Genomic DNA, 19,151 nt, shown 5'->3' with positions numbered 1-19,151 from the left:
AGCAGCTCCCGGCCATATAAGCCTCTTAACCAAATATTCAAAACCAGAATATTCGGTTAAGAGGCTTATATTCTGGGAGCTAACCGCTTGCTGAAACACTAGGTTCTTGTAATCTTCGGAATATCAAACCCCAGCAGATCATGCAACTTTTCCACTACCTGCTTTAAGGCTGATTCCACCTCCGACACTTCCCCTACAATGACCACCGAGCCACTAAATCTGTCGATGAATCCCAACGTGACATTACTTGATTTCGTACAAATATCACCGGCGATAATCGACGCTTCACTCGGCGTAATTGTTAAGATGCCTAACGCGTTCTTATGCGCCTGGATTCCTAACTTTTCGTAAATATCGGCCGTTGGATTGGCAACAATATGAGCAAGGGTCACCTGCTTACCAGGAACATACTCTTGAATGGAACGTTCAATATTTCTTGCCATGTTACAAGCCTCCATCTATGATTTTTTAAGAATCAAGCACTTTTACTGTTTCCCTTGAAATAACTAATTCTTCATCAGTCGGAATCACCAAAACCTTTACTTGGCTATCATCCGCTTGAATTTCAAAGTCATTTCGATGATTCTTCTCACTGTCAATCTTAACACCCAAATAACCTAACCGGCTGCAAATCCGTTCACGAATTGGAGCAGAATGCTCACCAACTCCGGCGGTGAAGACCAACGTCTTTAAACCACCAAGATCCGTCGTGTAAGCCCCAATATATTCCAGAATCTGATGAACATAGACCGCCAACGCTAATTTTGCCCGCTGGTTACCCTGCTTTTCAGCTTCCAAAATATCCCGAACATCATTTGAAAGACCAGAAATCCCCTGGAGTCCTGAATCACTATTCAGTAATTTTCGGACATCTTCGGCACTTAAGTGTTCTTCCTTTTCAATGAAAGGCACAATTCCCGGATCAATATCACCGGAACGTGTTCCCATCACTAACCCAGCCAAGGGTGTGAACCCCATCGACGTATTTACCGATTCACCATTTTTAATGGCACACACACTGGCACCATTTCCCAAATGACAGGAAATCATCTGACTAGTCTGCGTTTCACCAAATCGGCGCAAAGCTTCACTATATACATACTCATGCGATTGGCCATGGAATCCATAGCGCCGAATACCATATTTTTCAACCAATTCATGAGGTAAGGCGTACGTATAAGCACTTGCGGGCATTGTACTATGAAACGAGGTATCAAATACCGCAACTTCGCGAGCATCAGGCAATAGTGTTTCAAACGCCTTGATCCCCACGAGATTAACGGGATTATGCAATGGTGAAAGAACCGATAATCTATCAATTTGTTTCATCACATCTGCGTTAATTTCCACAGATTTGGTGTAGGTGCTGCCACCATGAGATACTCGGTGACCAACACCGACAATTTCAGCCTTGTCTTGAATTAAACCACTATTCAACAAAGCCTCAATGACCAATTTAACGGCTTGTAAATGATCAGCAATTGCCTGAACGGTTTCATGTTTGTCGCCGTTGAGATGATAAGTAAAGATTGCATCATCATGGCCGATTCGATCCACCAAGCCACTAACCAAGACCTGTTCGGCAGGCATTAGATAGAGCTTAAATTTCAAAGAGGAACTGCCGGCATTGATAGCAAGTATTTTTTCAGCCATAGAAAAACTCCTGTCGTTAACGGATTACTTTCTTGTAAATGTTGCGCAAGTCATCATCTGACGGCACAACAGGATTTCCTGGGAATGTCCCATCCTTCTTTGCATCTGCAATAACTGTTTCCGTCTTTGATTCAGCAGTTGCCGGATCAATTCCAAATGCTTTCAGGGTTAATGGACAATCCATTGCGATCATCATTTGCTTGATCTTACCCGCTAAACGACGAACGGCAATTTGATCTCCCATTCCCTGAGCAACAAAGCCCGTCTTTTTGAAAGCCTGGGCATATTTATGCATGGCTGTCTTGTCATGTTCAGCGTTGTATAAAACAACGTGTGGCAATAACATGGCACAAGCTAAGCCATGAGGAACATGAAAGTTGGCACCTAATTGGTGAGCTAGTGAATGACAAATTCCTAAACCAGCGTTATTGAAGGCAATTCCGGCTGCACATGACGCTTCGTGAACGACCTTTCTTGCATCTTCATTGTCACCATGCTTATAACATTCAACCAACAGATGGGTCATGACATCAATGCCTTTTTCTGATAATGCTTCAGTGATCGTGTTGGCATCTTTGGCAACCAATGATTCCAGTGAATGGGTTAAAACGTCCAAGCCTGAGAATGCAGTAACACTCTTAGGTGCCGTCATAACCAATCGAGGATCCAGTAAAGCAATATCCGGTGTTAAATAGTCTTCCATGATTGGGAACTTCTGATGCTTTTCAGGATCGGAAACAACACTGGTATTAGTAACTTCGGAACCTGTTCCACTCGTTGTTGGGATGGCAATAAATTGTTCAATATCATACTTTTCAATTTTCTCGCCAAAGAACCGAATCGCTTTACCGGTATCAATTGCCGAACCACCACCAATACCAATCATGACATTGGGCTTAACCTTACTAAATTGTTCAACCCCCAGCATAATGTTATGCAGCGGTGGGTCTGGTTTGACATCGGAGAAAATCGTAACCTCGTTATTTCCTTCAACCTTGCTTTTAATTGTGTCAAATGTTGGTGTATTAGGTAGAAACGAATCACATACCAACAGAATTTTCTTGTTTGACAATTTTTCCAGCCAGTCCAAGCTATCATTTCCTGAAAAGACTTTGGTTGGAATTCGAATTTCTTCCATAAATTAAACCTCCCATGAACGTAATGAAAATCCTTCTGGTGAATTGAAACGGCGACGACGCGTAAATGTTTTGGTAGTCGTTGTTCCTTCACCGGTTGGTGTTGCAATCGTCAGGGCTGCAGCACCGCTCCAATAACCGTTATCACCAACCCCCGTTGCAACAAACGTTGGTCCATTAACAACAAAGATTGATGTATTCATTCGATGACCTGCTCGATTAATGTGACGGATACTTTCAGAATGAATCGAAGCAGTATGGTGATTACCACCTTCTACTTCAACGGCTGTTTTGAGGATACTCTCAAAGTCTGGGCAGGAAACAATTGGTAATAATGGCATAAGCATTTCTGTCGTGACTAATGGATGATCCTTTTTAGCTTCAAAAATAACAACTGTTGGCTTGCCGGTATACTTAACACCAGCTTCATCCAAAATGTAAGTAGCGTCTTTCCCAACAAATTTCCGACTTGGCGCACCATTATCGCCAATCGTCATTTTAGCAATCTTGTCAACGACTGCCGGATCCTTAATGAGAAACGCACCCTTTTCCTGCATCTTAGCAATCAATGCATCCTTAACAGTTTGATCAACAATGACTTCTTTTTCGGCAGTACATAGAATATTATTGTCAAACCCACAAGATTTGATAATATCATGAGCTGCCAAATCAATATTGGCTGTTGCATCGACCATCGCAGGTGGATTTCCAGCTCCGGCACCAACCGCCTTTTTACCACTGATCATTGCTTGATGAACAACTGCTGGGCCACCAGTAATTGATAACATATCAACATCTGGATGGTGCATCATTTGCTGAACAGATTCAATTGAAGGCGTTGCAATTGAAACAACCAGATTACGAATGCCGGTCGCTTTATAAACGTATTCATTTAAATGCTCAATCATCCAGCGGGTAATGTTCTTGGCACCCGGATGAGCACCAAAATACATCGTATTGCCGCCCGACAACATCATGATGGCATTGTTGATCACCGTTTCGGCAGGATTGGTACTTGGGCCAACCGCACCGATAACGCCGAATGGTGTGTACTCGTACATCACCATGCCGCCATCGCCAGTTTCAACATCCGGTTCCAAGACTTCCGGTCCTGGTGTGTTGTACAAGGCATTCTTCAATTTAACAACCTTGGCGTCAACGGTTCCCATACCAGTCTCGTCATAAATAGCCTTGGCAATTTCGTCAATGTGAGGACCAAAACCGTCTTTGATGGCTTTAATAACCTTTTTTCGAAAGGCCATTGGTTTATCAACATAAACTTCTTCAGCCTGCTTAGCCGCAGCAATTGCTTCGTCAACGGTTTCAAAGATGCCGTTACCTAATGCTCCGGCAGAATGTGAAACATCGGAGTCACTATGAGCGTCGTTAGTAAGTTCTTCTTGTAAAATTCTTCTGATGGCTTCTTCAATGTTTTGTTCTTGCATATTCTAGTTTCGCTCCTTCATAAATTCGCGAACAGCTGCTTCGCAAATAGCTTGATCCTGTTCAATCAAACCACCGCTACAACCAATGGCACCAAAGATTTTGCCATCATCGTGTTTCAGTGGAATTCCACCAGGGAACGATACCAACTTTCCGTCTAGCATCGTTTCCATTTGATACAATGGCCCACCAGGTTGAATATCTTTACTGATATCTTTTGTGGGTTCTTTCATAGCAATCGCTGACCAAGCCTTTTTAGGGGCCAGAGTTGAACTTACCAAATTTGCATTGCGCATGTGATACAACATCTGAACGGTATTGGTAATATCCATAATGCAAATGGTAACGCCAACATTTAATTCATCAGCCTTTGCTACTGCTGCATCAATGACTCTTTCCATCTTGTGTCGTTCAAACAATTGATCGTCTGAATTATTTGCTAAAACTTCGCGAATAACTTGATTAATTTGTTCTTTATCCATGTCCATTATTGCTTACCTTCCATTGCTTTTTTATAGCGACGCACAACTTCACTGACAACCTTATTCAGATAGTCTTCATGATCTTCGGAGCGGGCCATAATGTACATAAAGTCCGATAGCCGGTTAACATATCTCTCTAACTCGGGTCGAACCTCATTGTCTGCCATGAATGCAACCAACAATCGCTCAGCCCGTCGGCAAACAGTCCGGCAAACATGCAACTGTGCACCTGCCAAGCTGGACCCCGGCAAAATAAAACTTGTTACTTTAGGTAGTTTCGCTGTGTAATCATCAATGACCGACTCTAGAAAATGAACATCCTCGTCCGAAATGATATTACTTTGAGCGCGGAACTTTTCTGGATCATGGGTAGCAATTTCTCCTTGAAGATAAAACATCCGGTATTCAACCTGCTGCAAAATTTGCTTATTGCGTTTACTAATACAGAATTTATCAGCTAAACTAATATTTGCATTTAGTTCATCAAAGGTTCCGTATGTCTCAACTTGTAAAGAATCCTTACGAACTCGCTTACCGTCAAATAAGCTTGTCGACCCTTTATCGCCACCTTTAGTGTAAATAGCCATAAACTATCCCTTCTCCTTACTTGTCAAATGAATCGATGATTCCGACAATTGAACAGTCGTTAACATCATTCTTTACGTCGTATTTCGAAGTGGCCTTTCGTGCACCTGCACCACGGACCAGTAGGACAAACTCACCAATTCCGGCACCCACTGTATCAGCGGCGACCTCTTCGCTGCGAACCGGTTTACCGTCAGAGTCAATGGGCTGCACAATCATCAGCTTTCGGCCAATCAGTGAAGGGTCCTTCTGGGTGGAAACGACACTTCCGATTACTTTTGCCATATACAATCTTCATCAGTCCTAATCTTTTTAATTATCTGCTTATATTGGCATATTTCCTCAGCTTCTGCTGTGAGCCGCTGTGTTGGTGTTAAAACAACAACTGATTGATCCGGCAAAGCGGCCAGATCGGAGCGGCTGACTGATTTCCCAAAAAATCCAAACACTGGATGACGAGCATCGACTACAAATTCAATGGGCCAGTTCAGTAGCATCTTCCTGGGAATAAAATTAATCATTTGTTTGCTAATCTGAAAAGTAAAATTAACCTGAAAGCTAATTCCCTGAAGGATCCACTGAACCCATGGATTCGATGTGTCAGCCCGATACAAGTCCGCTACTAATCCGATCGCAACGTCGTTTATGACAACGTTGGCGTGATCCGTATAAACTTCTTCATCAGGTGGCAAACCCTTTAATCGATAATCAACTTCGTAAGATTGGTGTTCGCGTTGCCTGATTTTTGCCATAACTTGTTCAATAATCTGATCCACGTTGCCCACCAACCTTCATTCAAAAAATCATCACTTGTCTTTTTCAACGATAATATGACCAACCGTATCATTGTTAACGTTGGCTGCATTAGCCTCATCGGTATCAATATGCATTTCCAAAACAAAATCTTTTCTTGGCCGGCAAACAACGTTGTGGAAAGTCGTCCGACGATCATTTGAAAGAACGTCAACCGATACTTCATCACCAGCGGCAACACCAAATCGCTTAGCATCGTCTAAACTCATGTGAATATGCCGTTTGGCAACAATCACTCCTTGAACGGTCACAGTACCATCTTTAGTTTGTAACTGAACAGACGGGGTATTATCCAAATGTCCTGAGAGACGGATCGGTGCGTCCACCCCAATTGCAATCGCCTCGGAACGGGCAATTTCAACTTGTGAATGGGATCGGTAAGGTCCTAAGATTCGAACATGTTGAACCGTTCCCAACGGCCCAATGACGGTTGCTGTTTGTTCACTTGCAAACTCGCCCGGTTGTTTTAACTGAGCCCGAACTTTCATTGTCTGGCCGGGAAATAATGTCTGAAAATCATGTTTAGTCAAATGAATATGGTGATTTGAAACACCAATCGGTACTCGGTATGGATCAGCCATTTCATGAATCACTTGCCGAATGATCAGACGCAATTTTTCTTCGTTAATTTCCATAAATCAATAACCGCCTTTTACTTAGTTTATCTGTGAGGCGAAATATCATTTAAGCACTTTGAGATAGCTCTGACCTCAAATACTTTCCTGATCACGACTATTATCTTTGTTCAGCTAGGGATTAGGTTAATTATTTAAACATCCACACAGCTCGGGAATGTTTGATGATTTCGCTTTTTATCTAGCCGAAACGTGTTCCCGGAAGCAACTCCCTGCCATATAAGCGAATCATTCAAATGCGCCATAATTGGAAGTTTGATAATTTCGCTTTTTACCTAGCCGAAACGTGTTCCCGGAAGCAACTCCCTGCCATATAAGCGAATCATTCAAATGCGCCATGATTGGAAGTTTGATGATCTCGCTTTTTACCTGGCCGAAACGTGTTCCCGGAAGCAACTCCCTGCCATATAAGCGAATCATTCAAATGCGCCATGATTGGAAGTTTAATGATTTCGCTTTTTACCTAGCCGAAACGTGTGCTAGAAGGCAGCTCCCTGCCATATAAGCGAATCATTCAAACATTCCAGAATCGGGAATGTTTGAATGATTCACTTATATTCTGGGAGCTGGGCGCCTTCTATCACACTCTATTTCTTGTCCGGTAAAATTCCTTCAACTTCTGAATGTGGACGAGGGATTACATACGATGTCATCACTTCACCAACATTTTCTGCTGCTGAAACACCGGCGTCTACTGAAGCCTTAACGGCACCAACATCACCACGGACCATAACTGTTACCAATCCACTACCGATCTTTTCTTGGCCAACCAAGACAACGTTAGCTGCTTTTACCATTGCATCTGCTGCTTCAATTGATGCTACAAGTCCTTTGGTTTCGATCATACCTAATGCGTTATTCATGAGAATTCCTCCTATTATTTAGCGTCTTTACCTTTTTTGGCTTTTTTCTTCTCTAGTTCTTCATAATGAATACATTTCTTATGCGGTTCACCGATTTTACGCGGACACCTTGGATCACCACAGAGATTACAAGTGACAACCTGATCCTCTGGCTTTTCAGTAACAGTGTCCTTCTGAACAGCCGGTCGATTATCCTTTTTGACCGCCAGTTCTTTTTTCTGGGAAATTGACAGTTCATGTTTAGCTGATGAGCCGCCGTTCCCAGCAGATGGCGCGCTCGGAGTATCTGGGCCCTTACCACCGTCCGTTGGGCTTTGCGGATCATCCGGGCCATCATCTTTTGGGTGTTTGCCCTTCATCACATCAGTCTTGCCTAAACCACTAATTCCTTCTGCAGGGCGGGCAATGACATCGGAGCTAATGACCCGATCGCCAAGAGCCGCCTTACCTTCTTCAACAGCGGCTTCAACAGCAGCAACATCGCCAACAATCGAAACAGTCATCCAACCGCTACCTTTTGCTTCTTCAATTCCATGAAGCCGAACGGCAGCTGTCTTCAACATCTTATCGGCAGCAACGATGGCACCCGCGAGGCCGGATATTTCAAGATATCCAATTGATTGTTCCATAAACATCACCTATCTTTAACTCTTAAATGGCACTCCTTTAACTAACCGTGCTGCATTCGCACCAATTTTGCGAATGTTGGTTGGGTTGTCAATTGCAACTTGGAAGAGCGGCTGATCAGCTGGTAAATTTTTGTAATGCACAATAATGTGCTGATCATCAAACGAGATTCCAACTGATAGTCGTGATGCAACCGAAGCCTGATAAGCTCTTTTAACGGCTGTATCAAAATCCAATGTAATTAATTCAACTGGAATTTGCTCTTCTTCAATGCCGTTTAACATTGGCGATAAGTTTGTGGGAAGCTGACCATTTAAATTTTTCGGAATTGCAATAAAAATTGCAGGCCGATCATTTTGAATTGCCATGAGCTACCCCCTTACCTCATTCGCGTACGAAAGAATTAATCCAGTTGCAACCGCATTCCGTGGTCCTTCGATAGCTCGAATATTTCCTCGACCAGCAACCAAGTTGTAATGTGACAACTCATCAGTTACCAGTTGTGGAATTTCGAAGTCCAAAGCCGAACCACCAACAATGACAACAAATGGAATGTCACGAATGTTGCCAGTTGGGCTGACATGTTGCAGCGCCCTGGTAGCGTTAGTCACAAAGACCCGCTTCTTAGCAGTTTGGCGAACAATCTTAACCTTCTCAATACCAAGGTTGCCTGGAATTGGCTCATAACCGTCTGGCTTGATGACAACTACCCGAGCAAATAATTTAGCCGGCAATGGTTTTTCAAAGAATTGAACAGAACCATCTTCATGACGAAGTTGGAACAAATTCTCAACTTTAGCCAGTGGATATCGTTTAATATCCTCTGCCAGATAAATATCATCCAAACCAAGTTCTGAATTAATGATCATCGTGACCATATCACCAGCACCGGCCAAATGAATGGCAACTCGTTCATCCTTTTTATTGATGATCGAAGCATCAGTTGAACCAGCTCCAAGATCAAGAATTGCTAATGGCTTAGTTGTTCCAGGTGTCGTAAGCGCGCCAAGAATAGCCGATTCAGCTTCAGCACCACCAATTTCAACCGGTACATGCATCTGATCTTGAATTAAATTAGCAATCAATTGCATTTGCAGATGATCTGATTTGACCATCGCCGCAATTCCAACCGCTTGTTCCATTGAGAACTCGCCGGCCAGACCACCTTTAACTTTGACAGGAACCGAAGTATTAACAGCTAACAAATCTTGAATGGCAATATCTTTATTCTGCTTATCAGTGAGGTCGGCCATTGTCTGACGAACTTTTTCAAGCATCCCGCCAACGTTTGTACCGGATTCCCCGGTAATGTCATCAATATTATTGAATTCATTAACCTTTTTCATGATCGCATTGGCGCCAGCCGCAACATTCACGTTGGACCGGCCCTTGTCACCCTGAATCGTAATTGATCCAGCCGGGATAACCCGTGCCTTCACATCACCTTTAGGCGTTTTGATAACAACCGCTGAACGGTTCCCAATTAACGCCCGGGCAACCGGCACAATGTTCTTTGTTTCTTCAGACGTCAGATGGAATAACGTTGCAATTCCATAAGGGTTTGACAATTGAGAAATGACTTTGCCTTGATCAGCAACTTCAACGGCTGCCAACATGTTTAACGGTACTTTGTCAATTCTGCTGACTTCATCCACAATTGGAATTCGGTGTTTGAGTCGATTATCAATCAGGACCCCATCGTCACTTTGCAGAATTGCCGCAGTAATTTGATATCCTGCAGCAACGTAAGCATTGATCAGATGTGCTGCATCCGCAAAATCAACTTCCTTTGGAATAATCACAATGTATGGCCGCTGCTTGTCAGTTTGCTGAAGTAGTTTTAATAATTCAATTGTGTAACCAGAACCTGTTCCAATGCCACCAGGGGTTCCTGGATTATGACCAATCATCGTTGACTCGGTAATGACGGTTTCGGTAATTGTTTCCATTGCAACATCACCAATTACCGGCGTTGCTTCGTTAATTCTGATCAAGTCAACATCAGAAATTTCGGTGTTTGTTTTCCGCAAAACTGAATTGATAGCATTTCTGACTCCAATCAAATTTTGCTTGGTTCCTTTGATTCCCGTTGTTTCCGCAATTCCAGAACCAATGAAATTGACTTCGCCAGTATCCGAGACATCAGCTAATGCAACTTCAGTTGAGGAATTACCAATATCAACGCCAATTACACGTTTCATATTAAAAACTCCTAACTAGTTATCACCCTTCAACTTCTTGCTGATTTCGTAATTACCGGCAGCTTCTTCAAACCAATTTGCACAAACTGGTGCGTGATAGGTGTCACGGAGTTGCTTAGCAATATCCAGTAAGTCCTGTTTACTTGATCGGAATGGTCGCAATGCATTATAGAAAGATAGCACTTTGTCATCCGGAATCTTAGTTAGTTCAGCGGCTCGTTGAAAGTTTCGTTGAATAGCTGGACGGCCGGCACTGGCAGCAATTTCGCCTTGGCGTCTCAAAGTATTTGCGGTAATTCGTAAATCTTTAGAATCAACCTTGCCGCTAACAACGTTATCAAGTGTAATATCACTTACTGCTTTGCCCGTTGGCGTTTTAACATCATCTGGGTGCTTTCTGAATAGTGGATAATCGCCCTTATCAAACGTCTTACCGGAATTTGCAGGACTACTTGTCGGTGTTACCGATGAAGCAGTGGTTGTTCCGGTTGACTGTGAGCTATCACCATTATTTAGTTGACTCAGAATTTTAGAAACTAATTCATCAACTTCGCTCATAAATCATATCCTCCTCAATTAAAGGTTACTTGAATTTCTTCGGCAGGCTTACCAACAACCACCCGTTTGGTTTCAGCAATATGCATCAATGATGATAAGGCGGTGTATTGAACACGAGCCATTTGATCATTAACTGTTGGAACCGGGTCTGGAGATAATCCCTTGGCATATTGAGCTGCGTTCTTACCGATTGCCCGATAAGTTGGCAAATCAATCACTGGTGCCTGTGGGAACAATTCCAAGTTATTTAGAGGTTCCTGATCCTTTTGGTGAATAATAGCAGTTCCCTTTGATTGAACAGCAACTGCGATTCCGGAACCTGAAAGTTTATCAACCTCATCAGCAATAAATGAAACATCTGATGTCCGGTAAACTTTAACAACCCGGGCTTTTAGACCTTCCTCTTCAATTCCGGCAATAATTTGACGTAAGACATCTTTATGAGGGATTTTAGTCATTGTCTTAGTTAGCACTTCAGCAAATGCAGGTGCAACCCCAATAACAACTTCATCTTTTGATAATCCTGGTTTTGCAACCCCAACATGCTTGAACCAATCAAGGCTCTTAATATCACCATTTCCTGATGTGGACTGGCTGGGTGCACTTGCTGTTGCGGTCGCAGATGATGAATTTGAAACCGGATCGTCACCCGACTTAAACCAGCTGTCTCCATGCAATGCAAGTTGATTAGATTCGTGGTTTGCAGAAGAATCCTTCTTACCAAATGAAATTGGCGTATCAGTATCCTTCATTTCCCCAATAACGTTTTTAATGATATTTCTTAATAGTGTTTCATCAATTTCTTGGCTCACAGAACTTACCTCCTTTCAGTCTATTAGAAGTCCATATGTTGTGGATCCATTGCCCATGGAATATCTTTGATCTTATCCCATTGCGGCTTGTCTTCCCACAAACGGTAACCTGTTCCTGGACCCATGTAATCATTAGTATCATTAACTGCTGAGATGCAATTCCAATCGCCGTCAAAGATTGCTGATGTTTGTAGATAATCCCCACAAACTTTTTGTTGGGCCAACTTAAGAACAGCTTCAGCAACATCCTTAAAGTCATGGTCATATAAGGCTTTGATAACGTCTGAAATCGTGGTCCCACGATCCATCAAATCTTGAGCAGCCTTCATATCTTGAACCATGTCACGTTTTGGCATGTCATCTGAGTTACTGCCATAAGTTGCAGCTTCAACTTCTTCATCCGTAATCTTAGGTAAGCCTAAGCCATCAAATACTGCTTGGATTGCTTTAGCACCTTTGTTACGAATCTTAATGGCGTCTTCTTCGTGGATTGGCACAATCCCACCGTTAATTGAAAGGTCTCGTTCCATTGAGCAATAATCATCGTAATCAAGAACATCCATATTTGAACCGGCAAATGTGTTATCACGGTTCTCTTCGGCAGCGTATCCTGATGAGATGTAATCAGTACCGGCAATGAATTGACCAATCATTCGTTCAGTCCGACGAATATCGGAATGTGAGAAGGCTTGGTCACAACCGGATGCACATTCTACATCGATCATCATGCACAAGAGGTTTTCGCCAAGAACTTCACGCAAACCACTTGGTACGGCACCTGGGATACCGATACAACTAACACCACCATTTTGAAGGCCTTGAACACCTGAACCTTTGGTAATGAAAATGCATCGTGCTTCAAGATAAAGCATTGATTTACCTTCCGTGTAGCCCATCATAACTTCTGAACCGGCACCTGAAGTAAATCGCATCTTTAATCCTCGAGATGCATAACAGGAAGCTAAGAATCCTTTGGACCATGGTGTATCATCACCATCAGTAAATACTCGATCGGTCCCATAAACTGAAATGGTTTCAGCATAGGCCGTAAAGCCACGCATCCCTAATGATAATTCCTCTGATTCCTCAACTGAACACTGGGTGATAACACCTGGACGACCAGTTTGTGAACCAACCATAATTGAAATCGCATTTAAAGGTGCGTACCGAGCAATCGCAGTCGTGGTTTCTTGTTCAGGAAATCCACGTAGTGAAGCTTCAGCAGCATCAGCGGCAATTTCAACCGGATTATCCCGAGTGTTGGTAATATGACATTGGGTGGCTGGTGTTCGACGTGGCCGCATCTTTTGAACAGCCATAATCATTTCACCAAAGTTTAATTTACTAATAACCTCTTCTGCCTTAGCTGGGGTCATTGCAGTTGTTAATTTAACAATTTCCGAACGGGGAACGTTTGGATCAACTAACATCTTAGCAATCTTAGTTGAATCCATTGCCATAACTTCCTCAGCTTTATCAATGTTGAAACCATATTCAGCAATATATTTATCGATTAAATCGAAGTCAGCTTTCTTCTTACCATCTAATTCGGTAACAACTCCGTTTTCAACCTTAACGCTTGGCTTGGGATCGTTTTTGCCTTCCATGGCAACTAATCCTTCGTCATCCCATTCTTTAACGAATCCATCCAAATGAACTGGACGTTTCTCTAGTTTTTCAAATCTCTTTTGACGTTTCAATTATGTTCCTCCTCCCGGTTACTTAATATATGATGGAAAATCATTTTTAGGTGTTCCACCTAATTGACTAAGCAACTTAAGACCGACTTCTCGGCCAGCCATAACGGCTTGACGGACAGCTCCTGAATCACCACTAATATGAACCATCCCTTCGTTTGAAAAGCTGGTTCCATGGCCTGGAGATGCGAACGATAATACATTAACACCAGCAGTTTTAATTGCGGTATCAGCCATTACAACACCAATTCCGGCTGGTGCACCACAAATTAGACCATAAGCTTTACCAACCGGAGCGCCAAATGCTAAATGACAAGCACCGGCAGCTCGAGCCGTAAACTGTAATTCCAAATGGCCGGCAGGTGTATTGTAAACATCGCCAAAAGTCCGGCTTAAATTATCTAAAGCAACTTGAATCGCCTGGCGAACATCTGATGGGTCATAACCACCAATTATAATTAAGGAACCGTGGCCAGCGCCGCCCTTTGTGTCACGTGGAAGCTCGATATCAACGACTTCAGTATTCGTTGTCTTAACGGCTTCATCCATTGCCATGATATGTGGACCGGCACCGGAACGAGCACTTAAGACGCCAAGTACGGAGTAGCGTTTTGTTAAATGTAATTTATCAAGTAACATCCCATCGACACTAGGAATACACATTCCAATCGTGTCTCCGATCTTTCGAGTCCCAACGAACTCAGGAACGACACTAGTTGAATTTAAAAAATCATTCATATGAAATCCTCCCGAAGACTTTGGTTGATTCTCTGGGTTAATGGTGATGCCTCTCTTTAGTAACTCATTAACCACTCTTTGCACTAATACGTTTTTATCAACTGTCATAGTTTCCTACTTTCACAAGAAGAAATGATTAGTTGTTAGCGTCTTGACCTAAATCTTTTGGATTTGGAAGAATTCCCTCAACATCAGTATGTGGACGAGGAATTACGTAGTTAGAAACAACGTCACCAATGTTTTCAGCAGCAGATACACCTGCGTCAACAGCGGCCTTAACAGCACCAACATCACCACGAACCATAACCGTAACTAAGCCGTGGCCAATTTTTTCTTGTCCAATTAAATGAACATTAGCAGCTTTAACCATTGCATCGGCTGCTTCAATGTTTGCGACAAGACCTTCTGTTTCAATCAAACCTAAAGCTTCTTGTTCGTTATCCATGTGTGTTTCCTCCTAAGTGTTTTGAAGTCTAGTTGCTTTCAAAGCCACTTAATCCCCAGCCAAGTGATGGAAGTCACAAGTCTGTTTTAATCGTCTTTGAAAACACTTTCAGTATAAGCGAATTTCATTATCCTATCTTGATGAAGTTAAGATAGGCAATCACAATATCTGAGAACGCTTTCACAAAATATGACAAAAACACAAAATAATACCAAAAAATAGGCAAGTTTAGCTTGAATTCGTGACTTTTTTATCATAAAATTGGTGGTGTTGGTGGGAGCGTTTTCAGATATAGTTGGTGATGCCGATTTTTTTGAATCGTACGGGGAGGTACTATTAATGCTCACTTATCCACTAGAACAAAAGGATTACGGTACGCTTGCAGAAGCAATCGATTCTTTTTCACGAATTACTCAAATTCAAACTGTGTTTTACACACTTGATGGCAACTTATTAAAAGATGGCCATATTTATTCAGATCCTGCTGAAATTCAACAAAATCTTGATCTTAGTTCTCTAGAGATTTATTCAATTTTCCCAGTTACAATTAATCACGGATTTTGGGGGTGCGTGATTTGTAACTCGGTAAACGTGTCACAGCAACGGATTTATTTATCACGAAGTTATCTTGAAAATATTGTTAACGAGGTTATTGACCCTGATTTAAACATGAAAGTTGCGGTTTGGGATGCTTTGGCTTCCGACCAACTTTCTCAAATCAGATATCTCGGTACCCTGTTGAAGGCTTCATCGTCAGGGCATGATCCGTTAGAAAAAAAGATTAGTTTAAATCATCACGATTCAATCAATGACTCAAAGGCAGCCGATGAGAGCCTCACAACCAGTGAAGACGATATGCATAAGAGTCTTTCAGCTGCCATTCAATATATTGGTAAAAATATTCGTCAAACAATTTCACTGGATGAAGTTGCCCAAGAAGTTTTCTTATCACCATCTTATCTGAGTCGAATTTTCAAAAAAGTCCTCGATGTTAACTTCATCGACTATATTAATAATCAAAAAATTGCTATTGCGTGTGAAAAGCTGGCGTTAACCCAGTTACCAATTTGTCATGTTTCCAATCAAATCGGGTTTTCACAGACCAGCTACTTCACTAAAATTTTTAAACATCGAACGGGTTTAACCCCATCTGAATATCGACACCACAATTCTGATATTCAAAAAGTTTATACCATTCGGCGAGATCTTTCATGGCATGAGAACGATACAATCTTTGATGTTTCGACCCGGTACTTCAAGAAGAATCATATTAACTATTTCTCTCAACCAGTCAACGGTTATCCTTATATCAATAATATCGGTGGTTTGGCTGATTCAGCCGGGAATCGTGGCTGGATCTACACGGTGGATTGCAAGCAACCAACAGCTCCGGCAAGTTCAATCAGTACCAACGGTTTGTCGGTAGTGCAGTGGGTGTTTACTTCGTATGATAATTTGTAGAGAGTGCTAAAAAAGACGCTTAGCTCCCAGAATATAAACAAAACAACCGTAACTTCCAGGGTTTAGGAAGTTACGGTTGTTTTGTTTATATGGCCAGGAGCTGTCTCTTTTAGCACGTTTAGACTCGGTAACAAGGCCAACCCGATTTGGAAAGCTACAATTATTTGCTTATATGGCCGGGAGCTGTCTTTTTTAGCACGTTTAGACTCGGTAACAAGGCCAACCCGATTTGGAAGGTTACAATGATTTGCTTCATATGGCCGGGAGCTATCTCTTTAGCACGTTTAGACGCGGTAGTAAATTCAACCCGATTTGGAAGTTGGGCTAATTTACTTTATATGGTCAAGAGCTGCCTGTTTTGGTGCAACACCAAATGACTTCTCGGCTGAACATATCGATTCAACAGCCATTCGCCAATTAAATATGGCACCCACCCCCAAGCAAAAACAAAATAGTCTTATTTTATCTTTAAAGAAATTCTGTGATTAAATAATGTCAATCAGCACGGACGCTTTATTTAATTAGTTAACCCGAGCACTTAGCTCATCGGTAACCATTCGATTCAACATTTGATTTAAAACATCAATGGCATTTATTGGTGCGACAACTCGTTGACCATCCCGCTGAATTGTTTCACCAGTACTTGGTCCTAAAACATAGTAGCTGACATCTGAAAAACATTGGGGGATTTGTTGCTGAATGACCTTAATCCGTTGATAACTTGAAGGACTCGTCACCAAAATCCGGTTGATTTGGTGCGACCTTATCTTGGTAATTGCGACTTGTTCTAAATGTTTGTTCCAAGTATTTTCATAGATTTGAACTGTTTTCACTGAATCAGGTATCAATGAGTGGGCTAGCATTAAATTGCCATTCAGCCAAATGACTTTTTTATCTGATAAGTCTCTTAACAGCTTAACAAGGCTGCGTTGATTCTCCTGTTCAGGCAAACGAACCTTAGAGATACCGGCCTCATTAAGTCGTGATTTCATCTTTTGGCTCAGCGCAATAACAGTTGCAGATGGACTAATTTGACTAAATTTGGTCAAATAAACGCTTAATGAAAATGGACTTGTAATCACCAAATACTCACTATCAGCAATCAACTTTTTATCGGCATTGGATACCGAAACGGGTCTAAGCAGCCTCATCGGACAGTATATTGTCGCTCCGACTGATTGCAGACGATCCTGCAATTTTGAATTTACTTTTTGCTCAGGATACGTAATTAAGAAAGCCATTTCCAAATCCCCCCAGTTAAACATTTAACGCCAACAGTTCAATACCGTCTGCCGACAAATCAAAGACCGAATAACAACCGGCTTCAAATTTTGTTTGCCAATAATCTTCACTCGGAAACCATGAATGATACAACGTCCTTAATGTTCCCAAATGGGCAATCAATAGCGTTGTGCTGGCAGGTGATAATTTCTGGTAATATTTTGTCATTGCCTGCGTCACCCGAACTTTGAAAGTTTCATAGGACTCACCATTTCCCGGAGCTACTTTAAACGGTTGATCAAGCCACCGCTGCCAATTTTGGGGATCAGCCGCCTCAATTTGATTTGCGTCCATCCCTTCCCAATCACCAAACGACATCTCATCAAAACCCGAATCAACGTATAAATCAGCATTTGGATGATCAGCGATAATTGGCTTGGATGTTTCGGCTGTTCGACGCATATTACTGCGAATAATTGCGTCCAATGACTCATTTTTCAACTTTTTTGAAACAATTTCAGCTTGTTTCACACCCGTTTCATCTAGTGAGACGTCGGTTTTACCATAAAACTTCCTTTGATGATTAAAAGTTGTTTCACCATGTCGCATCACTAACAATTTCATAAGATCACCTTAGTTAAACCCGCGTAAACCAATAAAAAGACCGCCTGTGATAAAACGCCACAAGCACCAATTGGATCACCGCTCAGGCCACCCAGAATATGAATAATATGTCGTCGATAAAAATAAACGAAAATTAACACCATAACATAACTAATTAAGCCCGGAATCCGTAACAAACCACCAATCACAATGATTGAGAAGAGTTGAGCAACAATGATTCGCCAAGTTGAAACCCCAGTCCAGATGCTTGCCAACCCAGTGCCGGCATAAAGCATCTTATAAAATAATAGTGCAATACCGGCTTTAGCCATCATTGTCGAAACAGCAACCAATCCGGCCATCTGCCATAACGACAGTCGATTGGCAACCACTAATCCCACGCCAATTACGATCATATAGAAATAAAGTAATGCCAAACTGCCCATGGTCCCCAGTCGGCTGTCTTTCATAATTTCATGCATTCGCTCTGGTTTCCGGGATGAAAAAAGGCCATCAGCCGTATCCGCTAATGCATCTAAATGGAAGCCACCAGTTAAAATGCCATCAAAAATCCAGAATGCCACCCAGGCAAACCAAACTGGAAAGACGAGACTCATCAACCAAAAAAAGCCTGCCTCCAAGGCACCAATTAGAAAACCAAATAATGTAAAATACTGAATATTACCCTTAAATTTATTTGTAACGTCAGGAATTTCAACTGGAATTGAAATTCTGGTAAAGAACTGTGCAAACAAGATCATCGCTTGTCCCATATCACTTCTTCTTTCCTATACTTGTATTTTTGTGCGAAAAGCAAATGATGCTTCCTTCCGAAACGTGTTCAAAGAAGGCCATGTAAGGCCGCTAAACCTAATATTTAAAACGGATGCTTTTCCGCGGCCTTTTTTTCGTTCCGAAACGTGTTCAAAGAAGCAGATCCCGACCATGTAAGGCCCCTAGACCTAATATTCAGAACCGGGCTGCTGTTTATTGCCTTTTTTTCGTTCCGAAACGTGTTCAAAGAAGCAGATCCCGACCATGTAAGGCCCCTAGACCTAATATTCAGAACCGGGCTGCTGTTTATTGCCTTTTTTTCGTTCCGAAACGTGTTCAAAGAAGCAGATTCCGGCCATGTAAGGCCCCTAGACCTAATATTCAGAACCGGGCTGCTGTTTATT

Annotated in this window: 22 protein-coding genes; 1 reads left to right on the top strand and 21 read right to left on the bottom strand. The window is 42.1% G+C overall.

From position 1 onward, the window contains the following. Positions 1–98 precede the first annotated feature (98 nt). The 18 genes from FC85_RS14655 to FC85_RS14570 form a co-directional block, all read right to left on the bottom strand. A complete protein-coding gene (locus FC85_RS14655; protein WP_057866262.1) occupies positions 99–443 on the bottom strand; it encodes a BMC domain-containing protein in 345 nt (114 codons plus the stop codon). A 25-nt stretch (positions 444–468) separates the two neighbouring features. Beyond that, positions 469–1,653: an acetate/propionate family kinase gene (locus tag FC85_RS14650; RefSeq protein ID WP_057866261.1), complete on the bottom strand. Its 1,185-nt coding sequence runs from the start codon at positions 1,651–1,653 to the stop codon at positions 469–471. A gap of 16 nt (positions 1,654–1,669) precedes the next feature. Further along, the gene (locus tag FC85_RS14645) at positions 1,670–2,791 is read right to left on the bottom strand and encodes a 1-propanol dehydrogenase PduQ (protein WP_057866260.1); all 1,122 of its coding nucleotides are present in this window, start codon (positions 2,789–2,791) and stop codon (positions 1,670–1,672) included. A 3-nt stretch (positions 2,792–2,794) separates the two neighbouring features. After that, entirely contained in the window at positions 2,795–4,234 is a 1,440-nt protein-coding gene (locus FC85_RS14640; RefSeq protein ID WP_057866259.1) for an aldehyde dehydrogenase family protein, read from the bottom strand. 3 nt (positions 4,235–4,237) lie between these two features. Further along, a complete protein-coding gene (locus FC85_RS14635; protein WP_057866327.1) occupies positions 4,238–4,714 on the bottom strand; it encodes a GlcG/HbpS family heme-binding protein in 477 nt (158 codons plus the stop codon). 5 nt (positions 4,715–4,719) lie between these two features. Then, positions 4,720–5,301, bottom strand: coding sequence for a cob(I)yrinic acid a,c-diamide adenosyltransferase (locus FC85_RS14630; protein ID WP_057866258.1), 582 nt, complete (start codon positions 5,299–5,301; stop codon positions 4,720–4,722). A gap of 16 nt (positions 5,302–5,317) precedes the next feature. Further along, positions 5,318–5,584 carry a EutN/CcmL family microcompartment protein gene (locus FC85_RS14625; protein WP_273460922.1) on the bottom strand — a complete coding sequence of 89 codons (267 nt, stop codon included), beginning with the start codon at positions 5,582–5,584 and terminating at the stop codon, positions 5,318–5,320. Further along, complete coding sequence (gene pduM / locus FC85_RS14620) at positions 5,572–6,075, bottom strand: PduM family microcompartment protein (RefSeq protein ID WP_057866256.1); 504 nt, start codon at positions 6,073–6,075, stop codon at positions 5,572–5,574. The genes FC85_RS14625 and pduM overlap by 13 nt, the downstream gene beginning before the upstream one ends. 30 nt (positions 6,076–6,105) lie before the next feature. Then, complete coding sequence (gene pduL, locus FC85_RS14615; RefSeq protein WP_057866326.1) at positions 6,106–6,741, bottom strand: phosphate propanoyltransferase; 636 nt, start codon at positions 6,739–6,741, stop codon at positions 6,106–6,108. A 593-nt stretch (positions 6,742–7,334) separates the two neighbouring features. Beyond that, positions 7,335–7,610 carry a BMC domain-containing protein gene (locus tag FC85_RS14610; protein ID WP_057866255.1) on the bottom strand — a complete coding sequence of 92 codons (276 nt, stop codon included), beginning with the start codon at positions 7,608–7,610 and terminating at the stop codon, positions 7,335–7,337. Between the two features lie 14 nt (positions 7,611–7,624). Further along, entirely contained in the window at positions 7,625–8,239 is a 615-nt protein-coding gene (locus FC85_RS14605) for a BMC domain-containing protein (protein ID WP_057866254.1), read from the bottom strand. Positions 8,240–8,254: 15 nt separating this feature from the next. Beyond that, a complete protein-coding gene (locus FC85_RS14600) occupies positions 8,255–8,605 on the bottom strand; it encodes a glycerol dehydratase reactivase beta/small subunit family protein (protein WP_057866253.1) in 351 nt (116 codons plus the stop codon). 3 nt (positions 8,606–8,608) lie between these two features. Further along, positions 8,609–10,438 carry a diol dehydratase reactivase subunit alpha gene (locus FC85_RS14595; protein WP_057866252.1) on the bottom strand — a complete coding sequence of 610 codons (1,830 nt, stop codon included), beginning with the start codon at positions 10,436–10,438 and terminating at the stop codon, positions 8,609–8,611. Between the two features lie 15 nt (positions 10,439–10,453). Continuing rightward, positions 10,454–10,996, bottom strand: coding sequence for a diol dehydratase small subunit (locus FC85_RS14590; RefSeq protein WP_057866251.1), 543 nt, complete (start codon positions 10,994–10,996; stop codon positions 10,454–10,456). Between the two features lie 14 nt (positions 10,997–11,010). Further along, positions 11,011–11,808, bottom strand: coding sequence for a propanediol/glycerol family dehydratase medium subunit (locus FC85_RS14585; RefSeq protein WP_147008574.1), 798 nt, complete (start codon positions 11,806–11,808; stop codon positions 11,011–11,013). 23 nt (positions 11,809–11,831) lie between these two features. Next, positions 11,832–13,508 carry a propanediol/glycerol family dehydratase large subunit gene (locus FC85_RS14580; RefSeq protein WP_057866250.1) on the bottom strand — a complete coding sequence of 559 codons (1,677 nt, stop codon included), beginning with the start codon at positions 13,506–13,508 and terminating at the stop codon, positions 11,832–11,834. Between the two features lie 18 nt (positions 13,509–13,526). Then, positions 13,527–14,351 carry a propanediol utilization microcompartment protein PduB gene (pduB, locus tag FC85_RS14575; RefSeq protein WP_083485155.1) on the bottom strand — a complete coding sequence of 275 codons (825 nt, stop codon included), beginning with the start codon at positions 14,349–14,351 and terminating at the stop codon, positions 13,527–13,529. Positions 14,352–14,379: 28 nt separating this feature from the next. Further along, positions 14,380–14,688, bottom strand: coding sequence for a BMC domain-containing protein (locus FC85_RS14570; protein ID WP_057866248.1), 309 nt, complete (start codon positions 14,686–14,688; stop codon positions 14,380–14,382). Positions 14,689–15,027: 339 nt separating this feature from the next. On the opposite strand from FC85_RS14570, the gene FC85_RS14565 reads away from it, so the two are divergent. Further along, positions 15,028–16,149 carry a helix-turn-helix domain-containing protein gene (locus FC85_RS14565; protein WP_057866247.1) on the top strand — a complete coding sequence of 374 codons (1,122 nt, stop codon included), beginning with the start codon at positions 15,028–15,030 and terminating at the stop codon, positions 16,147–16,149. A gap of 521 nt (positions 16,150–16,670) precedes the next feature. Here FC85_RS14565 and FC85_RS14560 read toward each other — a convergent pair. The 3 genes from FC85_RS14560 to FC85_RS14550 are packed head-to-tail and all read right to left on the bottom strand — an operon-like array spanning position 16,671 to position 18,746. After that, the gene (locus FC85_RS14560) at positions 16,671–17,390 is read right to left on the bottom strand and encodes a uroporphyrinogen-III synthase (protein ID WP_057866246.1); all 720 of its coding nucleotides are present in this window, start codon (positions 17,388–17,390) and stop codon (positions 16,671–16,673) included. 16 nt (positions 17,391–17,406) lie between these two features. Next, positions 17,407–17,994: a histidine phosphatase family protein gene (locus tag FC85_RS14555; protein WP_057866245.1), complete on the bottom strand. Its 588-nt coding sequence runs from the start codon at positions 17,992–17,994 to the stop codon at positions 17,407–17,409. Next, entirely contained in the window at positions 17,991–18,746 is a 756-nt protein-coding gene (locus FC85_RS14550) for an adenosylcobinamide-GDP ribazoletransferase (protein WP_057866244.1), read from the bottom strand. Before FC85_RS14550 ends, FC85_RS14555 begins: the two co-directional genes overlap by 4 nt. Between the last annotated feature and the right edge of the window lie 405 nt (positions 18,747–19,151).

The sequence above is a fragment of the Lentilactobacillus diolivorans DSM 14421 genome (assembly GCF_001434255.1).
Taxonomy (GTDB): domain Bacteria; phylum Bacillota; class Bacilli; order Lactobacillales; family Lactobacillaceae; genus Lentilactobacillus; species Lentilactobacillus diolivorans.
This window is presented reverse-complemented; position numbering and strand designations above follow the sequence as displayed.

Excerpts from the sequence above, each read along its gene's own strand:
- FC85_RS14590 (WP_057866251.1), bottom strand. The coding sequence starts at position 10,996 with ATGAGCGAAGTTGATGAATTAGTTTCTAAAATTCTGAGTCAACTAAAT.
- FC85_RS14655 (WP_057866262.1), bottom strand. The coding sequence starts at position 443 with ATGGCAAGAAATATTGAACGTTCCATTCAAGAGTATGTTCCTGGTAAG.
- pduB (WP_083485155.1), bottom strand. The coding sequence starts at position 14,351 with ATGACAGTTGATAAAAACGTATTAGTGCAAAGAGTGGTTAATGAGTTA.
- FC85_RS14600 (WP_057866253.1), bottom strand. The coding sequence starts at position 8,605 with ATGGCAATTCAAAATGATCGGCCTGCAATTTTTATTGCAATTCCGAAA.
- FC85_RS14555 (WP_057866245.1), bottom strand. The coding sequence starts at position 17,994 with ATGAAATTGTTAGTGATGCGACATGGTGAAACAACTTTTAATCATCAA.
- FC85_RS14570 (WP_057866248.1), bottom strand. The coding sequence starts at position 14,688 with ATGGATAACGAACAAGAAGCTTTAGGTTTGATTGAAACAGAAGGTCTT.
- FC85_RS14565 (WP_057866247.1), top strand. The coding sequence starts at position 15,028 with ATGCTCACTTATCCACTAGAACAAAAGGATTACGGTACGCTTGCAGAA.
- FC85_RS14635 (WP_057866327.1), bottom strand. The coding sequence starts at position 4,714 with ATGGATAAAGAACAAATTAATCAAGTTATTCGCGAAGTTTTAGCAAAT.
- FC85_RS14645 (WP_057866260.1), bottom strand. The coding sequence starts at position 2,791 with ATGGAAGAAATTCGAATTCCAACCAAAGTCTTTTCAGGAAATGATAGC.
- FC85_RS14640 (WP_057866259.1), bottom strand. The coding sequence starts at position 4,234 with ATGCAAGAACAAAACATTGAAGAAGCCATCAGAAGAATTTTACAAGAA.
- FC85_RS14610 (WP_057866255.1), bottom strand. The coding sequence starts at position 7,610 with ATGAATAACGCATTAGGTATGATCGAAACCAAAGGACTTGTAGCATCA.
- FC85_RS14550 (WP_057866244.1), bottom strand. The coding sequence starts at position 18,746 with ATGGGACAAGCGATGATCTTGTTTGCACAGTTCTTTACCAGAATTTCA.
- FC85_RS14630 (WP_057866258.1), bottom strand. The coding sequence starts at position 5,301 with ATGGCTATTTACACTAAAGGTGGCGATAAAGGGTCGACAAGCTTATTT.
- FC85_RS14625 (WP_273460922.1), bottom strand. The coding sequence starts at position 5,584 with ATGGCAAAAGTAATCGGAAGTGTCGTTTCCACCCAGAAGGACCCTTCA.
- FC85_RS14650 (WP_057866261.1), bottom strand. The coding sequence starts at position 1,653 with ATGGCTGAAAAAATACTTGCTATCAATGCCGGCAGTTCCTCTTTGAAA.
- FC85_RS14605 (WP_057866254.1), bottom strand. The coding sequence starts at position 8,239 with ATGGAACAATCAATTGGATATCTTGAAATATCCGGCCTCGCGGGTGCC.
- FC85_RS14560 (WP_057866246.1), bottom strand. The coding sequence starts at position 17,390 with ATGGCTTTCTTAATTACGTATCCTGAGCAAAAAGTAAATTCAAAATTG.
- FC85_RS14595 (WP_057866252.1), bottom strand. The coding sequence starts at position 10,438 with ATGAAACGTGTAATTGGCGTTGATATTGGTAATTCCTCAACTGAAGTT.